Below are 17980 nucleotides of genomic sequence, written 5' to 3' on the forward strand. Positions count from 1 at the left end.
CATGGGTCGGGGCACGAGGGTCCGGAGCCGATTCCGGCGCTCTCCCGCGCCCACAGCATTCGCGACCGGAGGAGACGCCCCATGACCCTGTTCGGGCTCGTCCGCCATGGGCAGACGGACTACAACCTGCAGAACCTCTTCCAGGGGTCCTCGGACATCCCCCTGAACGACACCGGGATCGAGCAGGCCCACCGCGCCTTCGACCGGCTGCCGCCGGTGGATTGGGATGTGATCATCTCCTCGCCGCTGCAGCGCGCCGAGCAGACCGGCCGGATCATCGGCGAGGACCACGCGATCCCGTTCGGGGGCACCGACGCCCGCTTGGTCGAGATCGACTGGGGCGCGGCCGAAGGGCGACCGGTCGAGGAGATGGAGCGGCACTACCCCGATCGCTCCTTCCCCGGCCGCGAGGACCACCAGGCCGTCGCCGACCGCGGCTACGACGCCCTCGAGGCGCTCGAGGAGCGCTACCCGGGCCAGAAGGTTCTGGTCATCGCCCACGGCACCCTGATCCGATTCATCCTCTCGGGGATCATCGAGCAGCCGCTGCCCTCGATCCCCAACGCGACCCTGTCGACCGTCGAGCTCGAGGCCACCACCTGGCGGGTGCGGATGATCGCCGGGGTGGAGGTCGACCATGCCGTGAAGGTCGCCGATCGAGATCAGAACCCCCGCTTCTTCGTCGAGAAGGGTCAGCTGGCGCCGGCCCAGCTCGCGGCGACCTCTCCGACGCGGGCCGACGCCGCACCCGATGGCGCCGCATCCGACGGCGCCGCGTCCGACGGCGCCGGGGCCCCCACCGTTCACTCCGAAGGAGGACCGCGATGAACAACCGCACCGCCGTGGACGCCGAGGGCGCCTGGTTCGAGCCCGAGGACATCGCCCAGCTCCGACGCCGGCTGCCGATCCCTTATGTCGACGTGGTGCCGGTGCGCACCGACGTCGACGGGTCCGTGGTCGAGGTCGGTCTGCTGCTGCGCGCCTCCGGGGACGGGCAGATCGTGCGCGCGATCGTCTCCGGACGCGTCATGATCCACGAGACGATCCGCGAGGCCATAGGCCGGAACGTCGAGAAGGACCTCGGGCCGATGGCGCTGCCGCGGATCCCGGTCTCGCCGGTGCCGTTCACGGTTGCCGAGTACTTCCCCACCCCGGGGATCTCCCCGTTCCACGACCCGCGCCAGCACGCGATCTCGATGGCCTACATCGTGCCCGTCGACGGAGAGACCGCCCCGCAGGAGGACGCCCTGGACCTGGCCTGGTTCGGGATCGACGAGCTGCTGGCGGACCCCTCTCCGCTGAGCGAGATGAACGGGGGACGTGACCTCCTCGTGCGCCGCGCCCTCGCGCATGTCGGCGCCGCCTGAATCGCCCCTTCCCGGAGGCCCAGCGCCGTGGGGCCGGCCCTGCGGCGCGCTGCCGGCCGCCGTCGCCGGGCCTCGCGGGGGTCAGCTCAGCAGGTGGGCCACGTGGCGGGAGATCGCGCGGAACGCGATGCCGCGATGCGAGATCGCGTCCTTCTCCTCGGCCGTGAGCTCGGCGGAGGTCCGCGTCTGCCCGTCGGGCAGGAACAGCGGGTCGTAGCCGAAGCCGCCCTCGCCGCGGCGCGCCCGCAGCAGACGGCCCGGCATCTCCCCGCGCTCGACGGCTTCGGAGCCGTCCGGGGCCACCAGCGCCGCGGCGCACACGAAGCGTGCCCGGCGGTGCTCCGGGGGGACGTCCGACAGCTGGGCGAGCAGCAGGTCGTTGTTGGCCTCGTCGTCGCCGTGGCGTCCGCTCCAGCGCGCCGAGAAGATCCCCGGGCTGCCGCCGAGCACGTCCACGGCCAGACCGGAGTCGTCGGCGACGGCCAGCAGGCCCGTCGCCGCGGCGGCGGAGTGCGCCTTCAGCAGGGCGTTGCCCTCGAAGGTGACGGCGTCCTCGACCACGTCGGGCAGCTCGATGCCGGCCGAGGAGATGATCTCGCGCGGCGCGAGCCCCGGCACCGCCGCGGCCAGAATGCGCTGCAGCTCGTGCAGCTTGCCCCGGTTGTGCGAGGCCAGGATGACCCGGGCATCGGCCGGGACGGTCGCCGCCGGGACAGTCATCACGGGGCGGCGAGGACGTCGCGCTGGATCGCCGTCAGCTGCTCGCAGCCGCCGGTGGCCAGGTCCAGCAGCGAACCCAGCTCCGCACGATCGAACGGGGCGCCCTCGGCAGTGCCCTGCACCTCGACGAAGGAGCCGGATCCGGTGACGACGACGTTCATGTCGGTGCCGGCCTCGACGTCCTCGCGGTACTCGAGGTCCAGCAGCGCCCGGCCCTCGACGATCCCGACGCTGATGGCGCTGACCGAGTCGGTGAGGACCTCGCGGGCCGCGGGCACGGACGTGTGCTGCTTGCCCCAGGTGATCGCGTCGGCCAGCGCGACGTAGGCGCCGGTGATCGCGGCGGTGCGGGTGCCGCCGTCGGCCTGGAGCACGTCGCAGTCCAGCTGGATGGTGTTCTCGCCGAGGGCGTCGAGGTCGATGACGGCGCGCAGGGAGCGGCCGATCAGCCGGGAGATCTCGTGGGTGCGGCCGCCGATCTTCCCCTTGACGCTCTCGCGGGCGCCGCGGGTGTTCGTCGCGCGGGGCAGCATCGCGTACTCGGCGGTGACCCACCCGGAGCCGGAGCCCTTCTTCCAGCGCGGGACGCCCTCGGTGAAGCTGGCCGCGCACAGCACGCGGGTGCGGCCGAACTCGATCAGGGCGCTGCCCTCGGCGTGATCGAGCCAGCCGCGGGTGATGCGGACCTCGCGGAGCTGGTCAGGGGTGCGGCCGTCGACGCGGTCGCCGGTGGGGGTGGGATTCTGGGTGCTCATCGAGCGGGTTCTCCTCCGTGTCGCTCAGGCGTACGGATCGAGGATAGCCGCTGGTCCTGGGCCGCCCGATCACGCCGGACGGTCGGCGCGGTCCAGGTCGTACACGGCGCCCGGCGCGGCGAGCTCGAGCGGGCCGTCGTAGACGCTGCGGGCCTCGGCCAGCGGGACCGCCGGGTCCGTCCAGGCGGCGATATGGGTGAGCACGACCTGCCCGGCCCGGGCGGCGACCGCCGCCTGCCCGGCGCGCAGACCGGTGAGGTGGACGCCGCTGAAGCGGTCGTCCCGGCCCTCGACGTATCCGGCCTCGCACAGGAACAGGTCGGCGCCGTCTGCGAGCTCGTCGAGGGCCTCGCAGGTGTCGGTGTCCCCGGAGTAGGCCAGCACGCTCCCGCCCGCGGTGATGCGGAAACCGTAGGCCTCCACGGGGTGCAGGACCTCGCGCACCTGGATGTCGAAGGGCCCGATCGTGAAGCGCTGTTCGTCCTCGAGCACGTGATGGGTGAAGGGCTCCCAGGCCACGCCGTCCGGGACGTTGCCCGTCCGTCCCAGCACCGAGGAGAGCCGCTCCGGCAGCGGCCGCGGCGCGTGGATCGGCAGCTGGGGCAGGTCGCTGCGGGAGTGGTAGGCCCAGAACACCTCGAGGCCGGTGAGGTCGAGGTAGTGGTCGGGATGCAGGTGGGAGACGATCACCGCGTCGAGATCCGCGGGGTCGATGGCGGACTGCAGCGGCCCGAAGGCGCCGGATCCGAGGTCCATGAGCACCCGCCAGGTGCGTCCGGACGCGTCCTCGTGCTCGAGGAGGTAGCTGGAGGCGGCCCCTTCCGGGCCGGCGAAGCTGCCGCTGCAGCCGATGACGTGGATCCTCATGCCGTCACCACCGGCAGGCTCGCGGTCACATCGAGCATCGGGCCCAGGAACCGACGGGAGAGCCGCACGAACGACTCGCTGCCGGCGCCCTCCGCGGTCTGGGCGAAGACGTGCCGCGGCGGCCGCTCCGACTCGCGCAGCAGGGAGGCGCCGCGCAGCTGACGGTAGACGTCCAGGGCGGTCTCCTCGGCGGAGGAGACCAGGGTGACCTCCGGGCCCATCACATAGCTGATGGGCCCGGCGAGCATCGGGTAGTGGGTGCAGCCGAGCACCAGGGTGTCCACCCCGGCCTCGCGCACCGGAGTCAGGTACGACTCGGCGACGTCGATGAGCTCCTCGCCGGTGATCACCCCGTTCTCGACGAACTCGACGAACCGGGGGCAGGCCTGGGTGACGATGTCCAGGTCGGGGGCGGCGGCGAAGGCGTCCTCGTAGGCCCGCGAGGTGACGGTGCCCTGGGTCGCGATCACCGCCACACGGTGATTGCGGGTGGCGGCGACCGCCCGGCGCACGGCCGGCTGGATGACCTCGATCACGGGAACGTCGTAGCGTTCGCGCGCATCACGCAGCACCGCGGCCGAGGCGGTGTTGCAGGCGATGACGAGCATCTTCACCCCGTGCTCGACGAGGTCGTCCATGATGTCCAGGGTCAGCGAGCGCACCTCGGCGATGGGCCGGGGCCCGTACGGACCATGCGCGGTGTCGCCGATGTAGACCAGCTCCTCCTGCGGCAGCTGGTCGAGGATGGCCCGGGCGACGGTGAGCCCGCCCACCCCGGAGTCGAAGATCCCGATCGGCGCGTTGTTCATCCCCGCAAGGTTAGTGTCGATCCGCGCCGACGGCAGTGACGGCACGCTCACTGCGTGCCGTTTCACAGTCCGATCACATTCCGGTGACGGTCGGGCGACCCTCGGTGACGACCCCGACGACCGGGGTCCTCACGCTCAGTCGAGCGCTCTGAGCAGGCTCTCCTGGAGCCAGGACAGCAGCTCGTAGACGGCGATGACGATGTCGGAGCCGACGTGCTCGTCGTCCGGATCGGTCGCGCCCTCCACGCGCTCACCGATCTGCTGGAGCATCCGCACGGTGTCGAAGTCGCCGTCGCGCTGGAGGTCCAGGCGATCGGCCAGCACGATCCGCACGTCGTTCATGGCGCGCAGCAGGATCATGGCCTGCTCGTCGTCGAGGACGACCTCGCTGTGGCCGTGGCCGGTGGCATCGAGGATCGACATGACCGTGCGGAGATCGGCGAGCTTGCCGTCGGCGAGATCCTGCTGCCCGAAGCGGCGGAACTCGCCGGCGAGCGTCGGGTCCTCGGAAGCCGCGGGGAACAGCCGCTTCACGGCGGAGTCGGCGGGCTCGCGGGGGTCGCGACCGGCGAACTCGGCCTCCAGCCGGCGCAGCGGGTCCTCGCTGTCGGCGGCCCGCTGCAGCGGGTCGGACCCCGTGTCGATGCCGAGGTCCGCCCGGATCAGGTCCGAGGTCTCCTGCGCGACCTGGGCGATGATCGCCTTCTCCTCGCCGTCGAGCCGGCAGGCGAGGCTGCCGTCGGGGCGGCGGCGGAACGCGTGGGCCATCAGCCCTCCCCCGCTCTCTCCAACGTCGCGCGCAGCCCGAAGGAATGCATGGCCTGGACATCGGTCTCGACCCGTTCCCGGGAGCCGCGCGAGACGATGGCCCGTCCTTCCTCGTGGACCTGCATCATCAGCTGCTCGGCGACGAGCCGGGAATAGCCGAAGTGCTGGCGCAGGACGAACACCACGTAGCTCATGAGGTTCACGGGGTCGTTCCAGACCACGGCGACCCAGGGCCCGTCCGTCTCGACGTCCAGCTGGACGCTCCCGGAGGGGTCGGTCACCGAGCCCGTCCCGGGCTCGGTCTGCCGCAGCTGAACCGACATTCGTGCTCCTCCTGTGTCCCGCCGCCGCCCGATCAGTCCGCTGGTGGCCGGACGCGGCGCGGACGAGTCTACGGGGCGCGCCCGACCATCGAAGGTCCCGCCACGCATTACGGTGGGCACTGTGACTTCTGCCCTGCTCACCGACCTCTACGAGCTGACGATGGTGCACGCTGCCCGTGAAGCCGGCACCGCCTCGCGCCGCTGCGTCTTCGAGGTGTTCACGCGGTCTCTTCCCCCGGGGCGCCGCTACGGCGTCGTCGCCGGCACCGCCCGGGCGCTGGAGGCGATCGCCGATTTCCGGTTCGACGAGGCCGATCTGCGCTACCTGCGCAGGACCGGCATGGTCGATGCGGCCATGCTCGAGCACCTGGCGGACTACCGGTTCACCGGGGACGTGCACGGGTACGAGGAGGGGGAGCTGTTCTTCCCCGGCTCCCCGGTGCTGCGCGTGGAGGGCACCTTCGAGGACGCCGTGATGCTGGAGACGGTGATCCTGTCGATCCTCAATCATGACAGCGGGATCGCCTCGGCCGGCTCCCGCATGATCACCGCCGCGCGAGGGCGTCCCAGCATCGAGATGGGCGGGCGCCGGGTCCACGAGGACGCCGCGATCGCCGCCGCCCGCGCCGCGTACATCGTCGGCTTCGCCTCCACCTCCAACCTCGCCGCAGGAGCCCACTACCGGATCCCGGTCGCGGGCACCGCCGCGCACGCCTTCTCCCTGCTGTTCGACACCGAGGAGGAGGCCTTCCGCGCCCAGCTGGCCTCCCAGGGCGTCGGCACCACCGTGCTGGTGGACACCTACGACGTCGAGGCGGCCGTGCGCAAGGCCGTCGAGCTGGCCGGCCCCGAGCTGGGGGCGGTGCGGCTGGACTCCGGCGACCTGGGAGCCCAGGCCCACCAGGTGCGCGCCCTGCTGGATTCCCTGGGCGCGACGGGCACCCGAGTGACCGCCACCGGGGATCTGGACGAGTACCGCGTCGAGGAGCTGCGCGACGCCCCCCTGGACGGGTACGGGATCGGCACCCGTCTGGTCACCGGGGGCGGGCATCCCGCCCCGGGGTTCGTCTACAAGCTGGTCGAGCGCGAGGGCGCCGACGGGCAGATGCGCCCGGTCGGCAAGCGGTCGCAGGACAAGGCCACGCTCGGGGCCGGCAAGAGCGCCTACCGCCTGCTGGTGGGAGGGCAGGCGCGGGCGGAGCTGGTGCTGCCCGGCAAGGAGGAGGTCGCGGAGTTCGAGCGGGAGCTGACCGCCGAGCTGATCTCGGAGCAGGCCTCCGCCGACTGGGCGCGGACCGCCCTGCGGCCCCTGCAGAGCCCGATGATCCTCGGCGGCGAGATGGTGGAGTCCCTGAGCGCCCCGCAGCGGGTGCTGGCGGCCCGCACGCGGCACGCGGCCTCGGTCGCGGAGCTGGGGCTGGCGGCCGAGGCCGGTCCGGACGGTCCGGTCGCGATCACCACCGTCACCGACGGCGCCGAGGCCGCCCGCGTCCTGCCCTGACAGGCGGTCCGTCGTCCGTCGGCGGCGGCCGACGGACCAGCACAGTCCGACAGATCACCGGCCGACAGATCAGCGGCGGCCCACGAACCAGCCGCGGACGATCCCGATGCGTTCCTGGATCTGCTCGGCACTGGCCTGGGCGACCGCCGGCCCCCCGCTGCGACTGCGCAGGGTGTTGTGCACGGAACCGTGGGGCGCGCCGGATTTCTTGGCCCAGGCCGAGACCAGGGTGCTGAGCTCCTTGCGCAGCTCCATCAGCTGCCGGTGATCCACGACGCCGGGGGTGGTGGGCTTCTCGGCGGCCCCGCTCTTCTGCCGGCGGGCCTGCTGCTGGGCCTGCTGCTGCTGGAGGACGGTGCGCATCTGCTCGGGGTCCAGCAGTCCCGGGATGCCCAGGAACTCCTGCTCGTCCTCGCTGCCGATCGTGCCGCCGGCTCCGTATTCGCCGCCGTCGAACAGGACGCGGTCGAAGGAGGCCTCGGACTCGAGCGCCTCGAAGGTCATCTCGAGCTGGTCGCTGGTCTGTTCGGGACGATTGGCCTGCTCGATCAGGCTCTCGTCGAGCCCGGTCTCCGGATCGCCCTCGGGCGGCCGCAGGTCCAGCACGTGGTCGCGCTCGGCCTCCAGCTCCGCGGCGTGCGCCATGAGGATCGGCACCGTCGGCAGGAACACGCTGGCGGTCTCCCCGCGGGTCCTCGAGCGCACGAAACGGCCGACGGCCTGGGCGAAGAACATCGGGGTGGCCGTCGAGGTGGCATAGACGCCCACCGCCAGGCGAGGCACGTCCACGCCCTCGGAGACCATCCGCACCGCGACCATCCAGCGGTCCTCGGAGGCGGAGAAGTCCTCGATGCGCCTGCCGGCGCCGGCATCGTCCGAGAGCACGACGGTGGGGGCCTGCCCGCAGATCTCCTGGAGGGTGGCCGCATAGGCTCGGGCGGCCTTCTGGTCGGTGGCGATCACCAGTCCCCCGGCGTCGGGGACGTGGCGGCGCACTTCCGTCAGGCGGCGGTCCGCGGCCGAGAGCACCGACTGGATCCATTCGCCCTGGGGGTCCAGGGCGGTGCGCCAGGCCTGCTGGGTGATGTCCTTGGACTCCAGGGCGCCGAGCTGCGCGGAGACCTCGTCACCGGTCTTGGTGCGCCAGTGCATGCGCCCCGAGTAGGTCATGAACAGCACCGGGCGCACGACGTGGTCGCGCAGCGCCTCGCCGTAGCCGTAGGTGTAGTCGGCCTTCGAGCGGGAGAAGCCCTCGCCGTCCTCCTCGTAGACCACGAAGGGGATCTGCGAGGAGTCCGAGCGGAACGGGGTGCCGGTCAGCGCGAGCCGCCTCGTCGCCGTATCGAAGGCGTCGCGCACACCGTCGCCCCAGGTCAGCGAGTCTCCCGCGTGGTGGATCTCATCGAGGATCACCAGGGTGCGCTCGGCCTCGGTGCGGGCGCGATGCAGGGCCGGGTGCATGCCCACCTGGGCGTAGGTGAGCGCCACGCCCTGGTAGTGGGAGCCGTGGGCGCCCTGGGCATTGGTGAAGTTCGGATCCAGGGAGATGCCCACGCGCGCCGCGGAGTCCGCCCACTGCGTCTTCAGGTGCTCGGTCGGGGCGACCACCGTGACCCGGCGGACCGTGCCCTCGGCGAGCAGGGCGGCGGCGATCTGCAGGGCGAAGGTGGTCTTGCCGGCGCCGGGCGTGGCCACGGCCAGGAAGTCCTTCGGATCGCGGCTGCGGTACAGCTCGAGGGCCTCGGCCTGCCAGGCACGCAGTTTGGGGACGGTGCCCCAGGCGGCGCGTTCGGGGTAGGCCACCGGCAGCGACCGGGCGGCGGCCTCGGAGGGCTGGCGCGGATCGCTGGTGGAGAACAGGGAGGGAGTCGTATTCACAGCGGGATCCACCGTACCGCCGCCGTCCGACGACCCGCCGACGGACCCGATGTGAGGAAGTCGCCGGGCGCGTCGTGACGGACGGCGTCGTGCCGTGCGGCCCGCGGCCGCCGTTGGCGCAGGTCAGCGGCGGCCGCGGAGGTCAGCGTGCGCGCGGAGGTCAGCGGTGCCCGCAGCGGACGGTCAGCGGCGCCCGCCGAAGAAGCCGCGGAAGCCGCCGCCCTTGCCCGAGCCGCCCGAGCCGCCGGAGCCGTCGTCCCCGCCGCCGTCCCGCGGAGCGCGGAACCCTTCGTAGATCTCCTTGCACTCGGGGCACACGGGGTACTTCTCGGGGTCACGGCCCGGGACCCACACCTTGCCGCACAGCGCGATCACCGGGGAGCCGCCCAGGGCCGCCTGGGTGATCTTGTCCTTGCGCACGTAGTGGGCGAACCGGTCGTGGTCGCCGTCGTCGGTGGTCTGCTCCTGCTCCTGCAGCTGGCGGTCCAGCACCGCGGTGCTGCCCGGATCGTCGCTGTACGGGTCCATCCGGGACGGGTCGGACGTGGAGGACATGGCTCGCTCCCTCGATCGGTGTCGTTGCGAAGAGCCTAACGGCCCTGCCTCCCGATGGTCAGGTGCGGTCGCTGGAACACTGCCGTCATGGATGCTGCCGTCGAGTTCTGCCGTCACCTGCCGCACGAGATCCGTCGCGTGGGCGGGTCGCTGCCGTGGCGGGTGGGGGCGCTGGTGCTCGCCATCGTGGCCAACATCGGCTTCTACCTGCCCTCGATCCCGAGCGGGGTGCCCGGAGCCGGGGTCGTCGGGGTCGACAAGCTCGTCCATCTCGTGGTGTTCGCCCTGACCGTCTGGGCGGCCGGTCGCCTGCTGGCTCCGCGCCGGCGGTTCCCCATGGGGTGGGTGGTGATCGTCGCCCTCGCCCATGCCCTGCTGATCGAGCTGATCCAACTGGTGCTGCTGCCCGAGCGCGGGGCCGAGGGCGCGGACATCCTCCTGGACGTCATCGGCATCGCCCTCGGGGTGGGGCTGTGGATCGGTGAGCGGCTGCGGCGCGCACCCCGGAGGATGCGCGCCGCAGACGATGACCTGGACCGTGGACCCGAGGTCAGCCCTCCAGCGTGATCTCGTCGGCGTACACCGCGGGCATGGCACCGGTGATGGTGTCGACCGTCCCGGCGTCCTCGCGGGCGACCTGCTCGACCGCGCTGGCCACGGCCTTGGTGACGCCTTCGTTGAAGACGCTGGGGACGATGTAGGTGGGGTTCAGCTCCTCGGCGGTGACCACGTCGGCCAGGGCATTCGCCGCGGCCAGCAGCATGCGGTCGCTGACCCGCGTGGCGTGGGCGTCGAGCAGACCGCGGAAGACGCCCGGGAATGCCAGCACGTTGTTGATCTGGTTGGCGAAGTCGCTGCGCCCGGTGGCGACGACCTCGGCGTGCTGGGCGGCCTCGGCGGGGTCGATCTCCGGGGTCGGGTTGGCCATGGCGAACACGATCGAGCGGTCGGCCATCGTGGTGACGTCCTGCGCGGTGAGGATGTTCCCGGCGCTGACGCCGATGAAGACGTCGGCGTCCTCGATCGCGTCGTGGAGGGTGCCGGTCAGCCCGCGGGGGTTGGTGACCTCCGCGATCCAGGGCAGGCGGCCCTCGAGCTGTTCGCGGCTGCCGTGGATGATGCCGTCGACGTCGGTGACGACGATGTCGCGGGCACCGGCGGCGCGCAGCAGGCGCAGGATCGCGGTGCCGGCGGCTCCGGCGCCGGAGAGCACGATGCGGGCGGAGGCGATGTCCTTCTCCACCACGCGCAGCGCATTGCGCAGGGCACCGACGACGACGATCGCGGTGCCGTGCTGGTCGTCGTGGAAGACGGGGATGTCCAGCTCGTCGCGCAGACGGTCCTCGATCTCGAAGCAGCGCGGCGCTGAGATGTCCTCGAGGTTGATACCGGCGAAGACGGGGGCGATCGCCTTGACGTGGGAGACGATCTCGTCGACCGAGTGCGCGTCCAGGCAGATCGGGAAGGCGTCGATGCCGGCGAAGCGCTTGAACAGGGCCGCCTTGCCCTCCATCACCGGCATCGCGGCGAGCGGGCCGAGGTCGCCCAGTCCCAGGATCGCGGTGCCGTCCGTGACGACCGCGACGGTGTTGCGCTTGATGGTCAGCCGGCGGGCGTCGTCGGGGTTCTCCGCGATCGCCTTGACCACGCGGGCCACCCCGGGGGTGTAGACCATCGAGAGGTCGTCGCGGTGACGGATGGGGACCTTCGACTCGATCTTCAGCTTGCCGCCGAGGTGGGCGAGGAAGGTGCGGTCGGAGACCTTGCCCAGCTCGACGCCCTCGATGCCCTTGAGGTCCTCGACGACCTCCATGGCGTGGTCGTGGCCGGCGGTGAGGACCGTGACGTCGGCGCGCATCCGCTCCGGCCCGGAGGCGGACACGTCCAGGGCGGTGACGTTGCCCCCGTGTCTCTCGATGCGGCCGGTGATGTCGCTGACGGCGGCGGAGCGCGCCGCGAATTCGAGTCGGATCGTGATGGAGTAGCTCACGGATGGCAACGGTGACATGGCTTCAGCTTAACGATGCCGGAGCACCTCCGGGAGACGGCGCACCGACGAAGACGGGGACGAAGAAGGCAGGGACGACGACGTCGGGGGCCGGGAGGTCCCGGTCCCGGCCCCGGACGTCCTCCGGTCGGAGCTCGGCGTCCGGGTCGGCCGGTGATCGGCCTCCGGGTCGGGGATCAGTCGGTGTACGGCTCGACGTCGTCGGCGTAGCGGTCCCAGAGAGTCCGAGCGGCGGCGACCTGCTGGCCGTAGCGCTCGGGGTGCGCGGAGCCCTGCACCAGCTGGGCGACGGCGCCGACATCCCAGGACGCGTAGTCGGGGGCGGCCTGGAGCAGGCCGGGCGCGGCGGCGTGCTCGCCGACCCCGAGGAAGGCCTCGATCGCGAGCTTCTTGTGCCGCACCTCGTCATAGCTGCCCCAGCCCATGGAGGGGCGCTGCTGGAACAGGCCGCCGGAGTCGGCATCGACGGCGGGCTCGTAGTTGTACAGCCACGATTCGACGATCGCGGTGGCCAGCGCGATCGTGGCCGCCTCCTCGCCCAGGTCGTGGCCCGTGACCACGGCGATGACGAACTTCGCGTTCTCGACCTGCCAGTCGTCCATGGCGTCGATCGCGAAGCCCTCCCGGGTCTCCGGGCGCGTCATGAACTCCTCCGTCCACTCCTGCTCCGCGGCGGAGGCGGGCGCGATGGTCGCTGCGGTCGTCGCGGTGGCGAGGCCGAGGACGCCGGTGACGAAGAGCGATCGACGGGACAGAGGGGTGTTCAGTGCGCTGGTCATACAGTGAATCCTTCGGAGGTCCGGGGGTCGTGGGCACCGCCCGGGTGCTCCGGGCCGTGCCAACGTAACGATGCGATCACGGTGTGAAAAGACCCTGGTCGCCGCACCAGCGGAGGCGTCCAGAACCCCTTTGGGTGATCATGACCGGAACGTCACCGGGCGCAGAGGCGGCGCGGGACCGCGTCGTCCCCGGTCGTCGCGCCGCAGGCGCCCGGTGCGGACAGGCGGTGGCATCGGCAGCGGGACAGCGTTCGCCGGAAGGTAAAAGTTCTGCAAGGTGACCGCGCGGACACGCGAACCGTGCCGCACACCACGCTCCGCCCGTCCGGCACACACCCGCAGGCTCTGCGGGCTCCGCCCGTCCGGCGCACGCCCGCGGGCCCTCGGCCTCCGTCCAGGCAGCGCGGGTTCCCCGACCTCCCGGGGCGTCGCGGCCGCCGTGGTCAGGACAGAGCGGCGATCGCCGAGCGGATCCGCTTGTCCGAGACCGTCTGCTTCGTCCCCAGGGTCTGGGCGAACAGGCTCACGCGCAGCTCCTGCAGCATCCAGTCGATCTCCTGCACGTCCGGCTCGGCGCGCCGACGGGCCGACAGCTTCGCCCGCGCTCCGGCCCAGTACTGCTCGAGGTCGCCGATCTGCCAGGCCAGCTGCTCGTCACGGCGCGGGTTCTCCGGCAGCTTCTCCAGCCGGATCCGATCGGCCTCGAGGTAGCGGGACAGATCCGGCAGATGATCCGGTCCCGTGCGGGAGATGAAGCCGTCCCCGAGCAGCGCGGCGGCGTGCTCGCGGATCTGGGTGAGGTGGGAGAGCACCGACAGCGAGGACACGCGGGCGAGCTCCTTGTGGAGCCGGGCCCCGACGGCGAGCGCCGAGGCGGCGTCCTTGACGGCCCGGGCGGCGAGCGCGTCGTGCTCCTGGCGGATCCGGGCCAGCAGGGCGTCGTACTCGGCGCGGGTGCGCACCTGCGCATCGCCGGCGAGATGGAGGGTCGCGGCGCGGGAGGCGTCGGCCAGCAGCGCCGCGGTCGAGGGGTAGTCCGAGCCGGCGACGGCGAGCTTGGTGGGATTCGGCAGCGCGTTCAGCACCGCGGGCAGGTCGGTGCCGAGCTCGCGGTCCAGCAGGGCGATCACCCCGTCCCGGTGGGCGAGGGCCTGCTCGTCGGCCGTGGCGAGGACCGCTAGGTCGACCCGCTGCAGCTGCCCGTCCTTCCCGCGGCGGGCGATGAGCGCCGGGTTGCCGGTGACCTTCATGCCCCCGACGGTGGACTCGTGCACGCTCGGCACGCCCTCCTCGGGGAAGGTGGGCAGGTCGCGGCGGGTCAGCTCGTCGGCGCGGGAGGAGACGGAGGCGTCCACCCGCTGCTTGAGGCGCTGCGTGAGCGCCCCGAGATCGTCCCCGGCACCGATCTGCTTGCCCGTCGTGTCCACCACGCGGAAGTGCATCCGCAGATGGGCGGGCAGCTTGGAGAGGTCGAACTCCGGGCCGTACAGCGTCAGGTCGTCGGGCACGCCCGGCAGCGCGACCAGCTCGTCGGCGACCGCCTCCAGGAAGGGCTCTCCGGCATCGGGATCGTCGTCGTGGAGCTTCGCGGCGACGGCCTTGGCCCGTTCGGGGGCGGGGACCAGATGGCGACGGATCGCCTTGGGCAGCGAGCGGATCAGCTCGGTGATCAGCTCCTCGCGCATTCCGGGCACCAGCCAGTCCAGCCCGCGGGACCGGACCCGATTGAGCACGTCCAGCGGGATGGTGGCGGTGACGCCGTCGGGCCCCTGCCCGCCGACGTCGCCGAAGGAGTAGCTCAGCGGCAGCGTGAGGTCCCCCTGCACCCAGGTATCGGGGAAATCGGCCAGGATCGCCTCGCGGGCATCCTCGTCGGTGGCCAGCAGGTCCTGCTCGGTGAGCGTGAGCAGTTCCGGGGTCTCGTGGCGCTGCTTCTTCCACCAGGAGTCGAAGTGCCGGCCGGAGACGACGTCCTGCGGGATCCGTTCGTCGTAGAAGCGGAACAGCTGCTCGTCGGAGATCAGCAGGTCCCGTCGCCGTGCCTTGGCCTCCAGCTCCTCCAGCTCGGCGATCAGCGCGCGGTTGTCGCGGAAGAAATGGTGACGGGTGCGCCAGTCGCCCTCGATCAGCGCGTTCTGGAGGAAGATGTCGCGGGCGGCGACGGGGTCCACCCGGCCGTAGCCGACGACACGGTCGGCGATGATCGGCACCCCGTAGAGGGTGACCTTCTCGTGGGCCATGGCGGAGGCGCGCTTCGAGGACCAGTGCGGCTCGGAGTAGGAGCGCTTGACGACGTGGGAGCCGGTCTCCTCCGCCCAGGTCGGATCGATGCGCGCGGCGGTGCGGCCCCAGAGCCGGCTGGTCTCCACCAGCTCGGCGACCATCACGTAGTCGGGGCGCTTCTTGGCCAGGGCCGATCCCGGCCACAGGACGAAGCGGGCGCCGCGGGCGCCGGAGTACTCGCGGGTGCGGTCGTCGGCCAGGCCGACGTGACTGAGCAGCCCGGCCAGGAGCGACTGGTGGATCGCCTCCGGGGAGGCGTCGTTCTCGTTCGCGGACAGGTCCACGTCCTTGGCCATGTCGCGCAGCTGGGCGTGCAGGTCCCACCACTCGCGGATGCGCAGGTAGTGCAGGTGCTCGGAGCGCACCTCGCGGCGGAACGCGGAGTTCGACAGCGCCTTGCGACGCCCCTGGAGGTGGTTCCACAGGTTCAGGAAGGCGAGGAAGTCGCTGCTTTCGTCCTCGAACCGCTTGTGCTTCTCCTTGGCCTGCTGCTCCTGGCCCAGCGGCCGCTCGCGCGGATCCTGGATGGACAGGGCGGCGACGATGATCAGGACCTCGCGCAGGGCGCCGAGCCGGTGGGCCTCGATGAGCATGCGCGCCATCCGCGGGTCCAGCGGGAAGCGGGCCAGGGTGCGGCCGACGCGGGTGAGGCGGCGCCCGCCCGGCTCGCGCGGGGCGTCCTCGATCGCGCCGAGCTCGTCCAGCAGCCGCACGCCGTCGGTGATGGCGCGGGTGGCGGGCGGCTCCACGAAGGGGAAGGCCTCGACGTCGCCGAGCCCGAGCGAGGTCATCAGCAGCACCACGGAGGCGAGCGAGGTGCGCAGGATCTCCGGTTCGGTGAACTCGTCGCGCGCCTCGAAGTCCTCCTCGGAGTACAGGCGGATCGCGATGCCCGGGGCGGTGCGCCCCGAGCGGCCGGAGCGCTGGTTCGCGCTGGCCTGCGAGATCGGCTCGATCGGCAGGCGCTGGACCTTGGTGCGCTGGGAGTAGCGCGAGATGCGGGCGAGCCCGGCGTCGATGACGTAGGCGATCCCGGGGACCGTCAGGGAGGTCTCGGCGACGTTGGTGGACAGGATGATGCGGCGATAGGTGCCCGCCGGCGGCGGGGAGAAGATCTTCTGCTGGTCCTGGGCGGACAGGCGCCCGAACAGCGGCAGCACCTCGACCGGCAGGGCGGCCCGCCCTCGGGTGCCGCGGCCGAGGTGGGCGGTCACGGCCTCGGAGATCTCGCGGATCTCCCGCTCGCCGGGCAGGAAGACGAGCATGTCGCCGGGACCCTCGGCGGCGAGCTCGTCGACCGCGTCGATGATGGCCTGGGTGAGGTCACGCTCGGTGGAGTGGATGTCCTCGAGCTCGTCGTCGTCCTCGTCCGGATCCGCCTCGAGCACCAGCGGGCGGTAGCGGATGTCGACGGGATAGGTGCGGCCGGAGACCTCGATGATCGGGGCGGGGTCGAGCTCGCCCGAGGGCAGGCGGGAGCCGAAGTGCTCGGCGAACCGCTCCGGGTCGATGGTCGCCGAGGTGATGATGATCTTCAGGTCCGGGCGCTGGGGCAGGATCTGACGGAGATAGCCGAGGATGACGTCGATGTTCAGCGAGCGCTCGTGGGCCTCGTCGATGATGATCGCGTCGTAGCGCGTCAGCAGGCGGTCGCGGCCGATCTCGGCGAGCAGGATGCCGTCGGTCATGAGCTTCAGCCGGGTGCCGCGGGCGGTCTGCTTGGTGAAGCGGACCTGGAAGCCCACGGCCCCCTCCCCCAGCGTCTGACCGAGCTCGCTCGCGATGCGCTGGGCGACCGAGCGGGCGGCGATCCGGCGCGGCTGGGTGTGGCCGATCAGGCGCCCCTCGGTGCCGTATCCCAGCTCGAGCAGCATCTTGGGGATCTGGGTGGTCTTGCCGGAGCCCGTGGCGCCGGCGATCACGGTCACCTGGTTCTGCGCGATCGCCTCCATGATGTCCTCGCGGCGCCCGGACACGGGCAGCTCGGCGGGATAGGACAGGCGCAGGTCGGGGCTCGGGGAGGACGTGGTCATGGCGCGCCCACTCTACGTGGCCGGGCCCTCCCGGGTCGCGGGCAATACGAGCGGGCGCCGCCGGGCATCTTCGTCGGCCGCCGCCGGGTCCTTCCGTCGACCCCGTCGGGATCTTCCGTCGGCAGCGGCCGGTACTCCCGTCAGCGGCACGGGACCGTCGGACGCGGCGCCCGGAGCCGTCTACCATCGGGGGCGGGTCCGCACCGGCGGGCCGACGAGACCGAGGAGGATCGCTGCCGCGATGATGCGTGCGCTGCGCAAGACGGAGCCCGGACCCGGGCTGACGATGGTGGACCTGCCCGAGCCGAGCACGGGCCCGCTGGACGTGAAGATCCGGGTGCTGCGCGCCGGGATCTGCGGCACCGACCTGCACATCCTGGCCTGGGACTCCTCGGCCGAGGCGATGTGCGACACGGTGCCGTTCACGCCCGGCCACGAGTTCTACGGCGAGGTCGTGGAGGTCGGGGTGGATATCACCGACGTGCGGGTCGGGGATCGGGTCTCCGGCGAGGGGCACGTGGTGTGCGGGACGTGCCGCAACTGCCGCGCCGGCCGCAAGCAGATGTGCATCCGCACCCGCTCGGTGGGGGTCCAGCGCGACGGGGCCTTCGCCGAGTACGTCGTGATCCCCCACTTCAATGTCTGGGTCCACGAGCACGACGGCGGCACCGAGCTGATCAGCCCGGAGCTCGGGGCCCTGTTCGACCCCTTCGGCAATGCCGTGCACACCACGCTGAAGTTCTCGATCATCGGTGAGGACGTGCTGATCACGGGGGCCGGTCCGATCGGACAGATGGCCGTGGCCGTGGCCCGCCACGCCGGCGCCCGGTACGTCGCCATCACCGACATCGCCCCGCACCGCCTGGCGATGGCCGAGGACAGCGGGGCCGACGCCACGATCGACGTCTCCTCCACCCGGATCCGTCACGCGCAGGCGGAGCTGAAGATGCGCGAGGGCTTCGACGTGGGCCTGGAGATCTCCGGGCAGCCCCGGGCGCTGCAGGAGATGATCGAGAACATGAACCACGGCGGGAAGATCTCGCTGCTGGGACTGCCCTCGCAGAGCTTCGAGATCGACTGGACGATGGTCGTCACCCGCATGCTCACCCTGCAGGGCATCTACGGCCGGGAGATGTACGAGACCTGGAACGCGATGTCGGCGATGCTGACCAGCTCGCCCGAGCTGCGCGCGAAGGTCACCCGGACCGTGACCGACGTGATCCCCGCGGCGGATTTCGCCCGCGGCTACGAGATCGCCCGCACCGGCGACGGCGGCAAGGTCCTGCTGGACTGGGAGAACCTCGGCTGACGCCGTCCTCGCCCCGTCGCGGCCA

General features: G+C 71.9%; 16 protein-coding genes. 5 read left to right on the plus strand and 11 right to left on the minus strand.

The window, feature by feature from the left end; genetic code table 11:
* Positions 1-81 precede the first annotated feature (81 nt).
* Both JOF44_RS05175 and JOF44_RS05180 read left to right on the plus strand, forming a co-directional pair.
* Positions 82-828: a histidine phosphatase family protein gene (locus JOF44_RS05175; RefSeq protein WP_209888169.1), complete on the plus strand. Its 747-nt coding sequence runs from the start codon at positions 82-84 to the stop codon at positions 826-828.
* A complete protein-coding gene (locus tag JOF44_RS05180; RefSeq protein ID WP_209888172.1) occupies positions 825-1367 on the plus strand; it encodes an NUDIX hydrolase family protein in 543 nt (180 codons plus the stop codon). Before JOF44_RS05175 ends, JOF44_RS05180 begins: the two co-directional genes overlap by 4 nt.
* Positions 1368-1448: 81 nt before the next feature.
* Here the strand turns inward: JOF44_RS05180 and rdgB are convergent, their stop codons facing one another.
* From rdgB to clpS, 6 genes are all read right to left on the minus strand, one after another.
* A complete protein-coding gene (gene rdgB, locus JOF44_RS05185) occupies positions 1449-2087 on the minus strand; it encodes an RdgB/HAM1 family non-canonical purine NTP pyrophosphatase (protein WP_209888175.1) in 639 nt (212 codons plus the stop codon).
* Entirely contained in the window at positions 2087-2842 is a 756-nt protein-coding gene (gene rph, locus JOF44_RS05190) for a ribonuclease PH (protein ID WP_209888177.1), read from the minus strand. The genes rdgB and rph overlap by 1 nt, the downstream gene beginning before the upstream one ends.
* 69 nt (positions 2843-2911) lie before the next feature.
* A complete protein-coding gene (locus JOF44_RS05195; protein ID WP_209888180.1) occupies positions 2912-3709 on the minus strand; it encodes an MBL fold metallo-hydrolase in 798 nt (265 codons plus the stop codon).
* Entirely contained in the window at positions 3706-4518 is an 813-nt protein-coding gene (murI, locus tag JOF44_RS05200; protein WP_209888183.1) for a glutamate racemase, read from the minus strand. The genes JOF44_RS05195 and murI overlap by 4 nt, the downstream gene beginning before the upstream one ends.
* Before the next feature lie 135 nt (positions 4519-4653).
* Entirely contained in the window at positions 4654-5286 is a 633-nt protein-coding gene (locus JOF44_RS05205) for a DUF2017 domain-containing protein (protein ID WP_209888186.1), read from the minus strand.
* A complete protein-coding gene (gene clpS, locus JOF44_RS05210) occupies positions 5286-5609 on the minus strand; it encodes an ATP-dependent Clp protease adapter ClpS (protein WP_209888189.1) in 324 nt (107 codons plus the stop codon). Before clpS ends, JOF44_RS05205 begins: the two co-directional genes overlap by 1 nt.
* 121 nt (positions 5610-5730) lie before the next feature.
* On the opposite strand from clpS, the gene JOF44_RS05215 reads away from it, so the two are divergent.
* A complete protein-coding gene (locus JOF44_RS05215; protein ID WP_209888191.1) occupies positions 5731-7110 on the plus strand; it encodes a nicotinate phosphoribosyltransferase in 1380 nt (459 codons plus the stop codon).
* A 69-nt stretch (positions 7111-7179) separates the two neighbouring features.
* Here the strand turns inward: JOF44_RS05215 and JOF44_RS05220 are convergent, their stop codons facing one another.
* Together JOF44_RS05220 and JOF44_RS05225 are read right to left on the minus strand one after the other, a co-directional pair.
* On the minus strand, positions 7180-8988 hold the full coding sequence (locus JOF44_RS05220) for a DEAD/DEAH box helicase (protein ID WP_342591671.1): 1809 nt from the start codon (positions 8986-8988) through the stop codon (positions 7180-7182).
* A 183-nt stretch (positions 8989-9171) separates the two neighbouring features.
* Positions 9172-9543, minus strand: coding sequence for a DUF3039 domain-containing protein (locus JOF44_RS05225; protein WP_209888197.1), 372 nt, complete (start codon positions 9541-9543; stop codon positions 9172-9174).
* Positions 9544-9630: 87 nt separating this feature from the next.
* Between JOF44_RS05225 and JOF44_RS05230 the strand changes: the two genes are divergently transcribed.
* Positions 9631-10110, plus strand: coding sequence for a VanZ family protein (locus tag JOF44_RS05230; protein WP_209888200.1), 480 nt, complete (start codon positions 9631-9633; stop codon positions 10108-10110).
* Here the strand turns inward: JOF44_RS05230 and JOF44_RS05235 are convergent.
* The 3 genes from JOF44_RS05235 to hrpA all read right to left on the minus strand — a co-directional run bounded on the left by JOF44_RS05235 (position 10094) and on the right by hrpA (position 16646).
* A complete protein-coding gene (locus JOF44_RS05235) occupies positions 10094-11551 on the minus strand; it encodes an NAD-dependent malic enzyme (RefSeq protein WP_209888203.1) in 1458 nt (485 codons plus the stop codon). The genes JOF44_RS05230 and JOF44_RS05235 overlap by 17 nt on opposite strands.
* A gap of 176 nt (positions 11552-11727) precedes the next feature.
* Entirely contained in the window at positions 11728-12330 is a 603-nt protein-coding gene (locus tag JOF44_RS05240; protein ID WP_209888206.1) for a hypothetical protein, read from the minus strand.
* A 443-nt stretch (positions 12331-12773) separates the two neighbouring features.
* Positions 12774-16646, minus strand: coding sequence for an ATP-dependent RNA helicase HrpA (gene hrpA, locus JOF44_RS05245; RefSeq protein ID WP_209888209.1), 3873 nt, complete (start codon positions 16644-16646; stop codon positions 12774-12776).
* A gap of 244 nt (positions 16647-16890) precedes the next feature.
* Between hrpA and tdh the strand changes: the two genes are divergently transcribed.
* Complete coding sequence (gene tdh, locus JOF44_RS05250) at positions 16891-17955, plus strand: L-threonine 3-dehydrogenase (RefSeq protein ID WP_209895696.1); 1065 nt, start codon at positions 16891-16893, stop codon at positions 17953-17955.
* Positions 17956-17980 lie beyond the last annotated feature (25 nt).

Origin of the sequence: Brachybacterium fresconis (assembly GCF_017876515.1) — a bacterium.
In the GTDB taxonomy this organism is placed as follows: Bacteria; Actinomycetota; Actinomycetes; order Actinomycetales; family Dermabacteraceae; genus Brachybacterium; species Brachybacterium fresconis.

What these genes read in the sequence shown, in the direction of transcription:
- clpS (WP_209888189.1), bottom strand. Translation starts at nt 5,609, where the DNA reads ATGTCGGTTCAGCTGCGGCAGACCGAGCCCGGGACGGGCTCGGTGACC.
- JOF44_RS05180 (WP_209888172.1), top strand. Translation starts at nt 825, where the DNA reads ATGAACAACCGCACCGCCGTGGACGCCGAGGGCGCCTGGTTCGAGCCC.
- rph (WP_209888177.1), bottom strand. Translation starts at nt 2,842, where the DNA reads ATGAGCACCCAGAATCCCACCCCCACCGGCGACCGCGTCGACGGCCGC.
- rdgB (WP_209888175.1), bottom strand. Translation starts at nt 2,087, where the DNA reads ATGACTGTCCCGGCGGCGACCGTCCCGGCCGATGCCCGGGTCATCCTG.
- hrpA (WP_209888209.1), bottom strand. Translation starts at nt 16,646, where the DNA reads ATGACCACGTCCTCCCCGAGCCCCGACCTGCGCCTGTCCTATCCCGCC.
- JOF44_RS05175 (WP_209888169.1), top strand. Translation starts at nt 82, where the DNA reads ATGACCCTGTTCGGGCTCGTCCGCCATGGGCAGACGGACTACAACCTG.
- JOF44_RS05225 (WP_209888197.1), bottom strand. Translation starts at nt 9,543, where the DNA reads ATGTCCTCCACGTCCGACCCGTCCCGGATGGACCCGTACAGCGACGAT.
- JOF44_RS05230 (WP_209888200.1), top strand. Translation starts at nt 9,631, where the DNA reads ATGGATGCTGCCGTCGAGTTCTGCCGTCACCTGCCGCACGAGATCCGT.
- JOF44_RS05195 (WP_209888180.1), bottom strand. Translation starts at nt 3,709, where the DNA reads ATGAGGATCCACGTCATCGGCTGCAGCGGCAGCTTCGCCGGCCCGGAA.
- JOF44_RS05205 (WP_209888186.1), bottom strand. Translation starts at nt 5,286, where the DNA reads ATGGCCCACGCGTTCCGCCGCCGCCCCGACGGCAGCCTCGCCTGCCGG.
- murI (WP_209888183.1), bottom strand. Translation starts at nt 4,518, where the DNA reads ATGAACAACGCGCCGATCGGGATCTTCGACTCCGGGGTGGGCGGGCTC.
- tdh (WP_209895696.1), top strand. Translation starts at nt 16,891, where the DNA reads ATGCGTGCGCTGCGCAAGACGGAGCCCGGACCCGGGCTGACGATGGTG.
- JOF44_RS05240 (WP_209888206.1), bottom strand. Translation starts at nt 12,330, where the DNA reads ATGACCAGCGCACTGAACACCCCTCTGTCCCGTCGATCGCTCTTCGTC.
- JOF44_RS05235 (WP_209888203.1), bottom strand. Translation starts at nt 11,551, where the DNA reads ATGTCACCGTTGCCATCCGTGAGCTACTCCATCACGATCCGACTCGAA.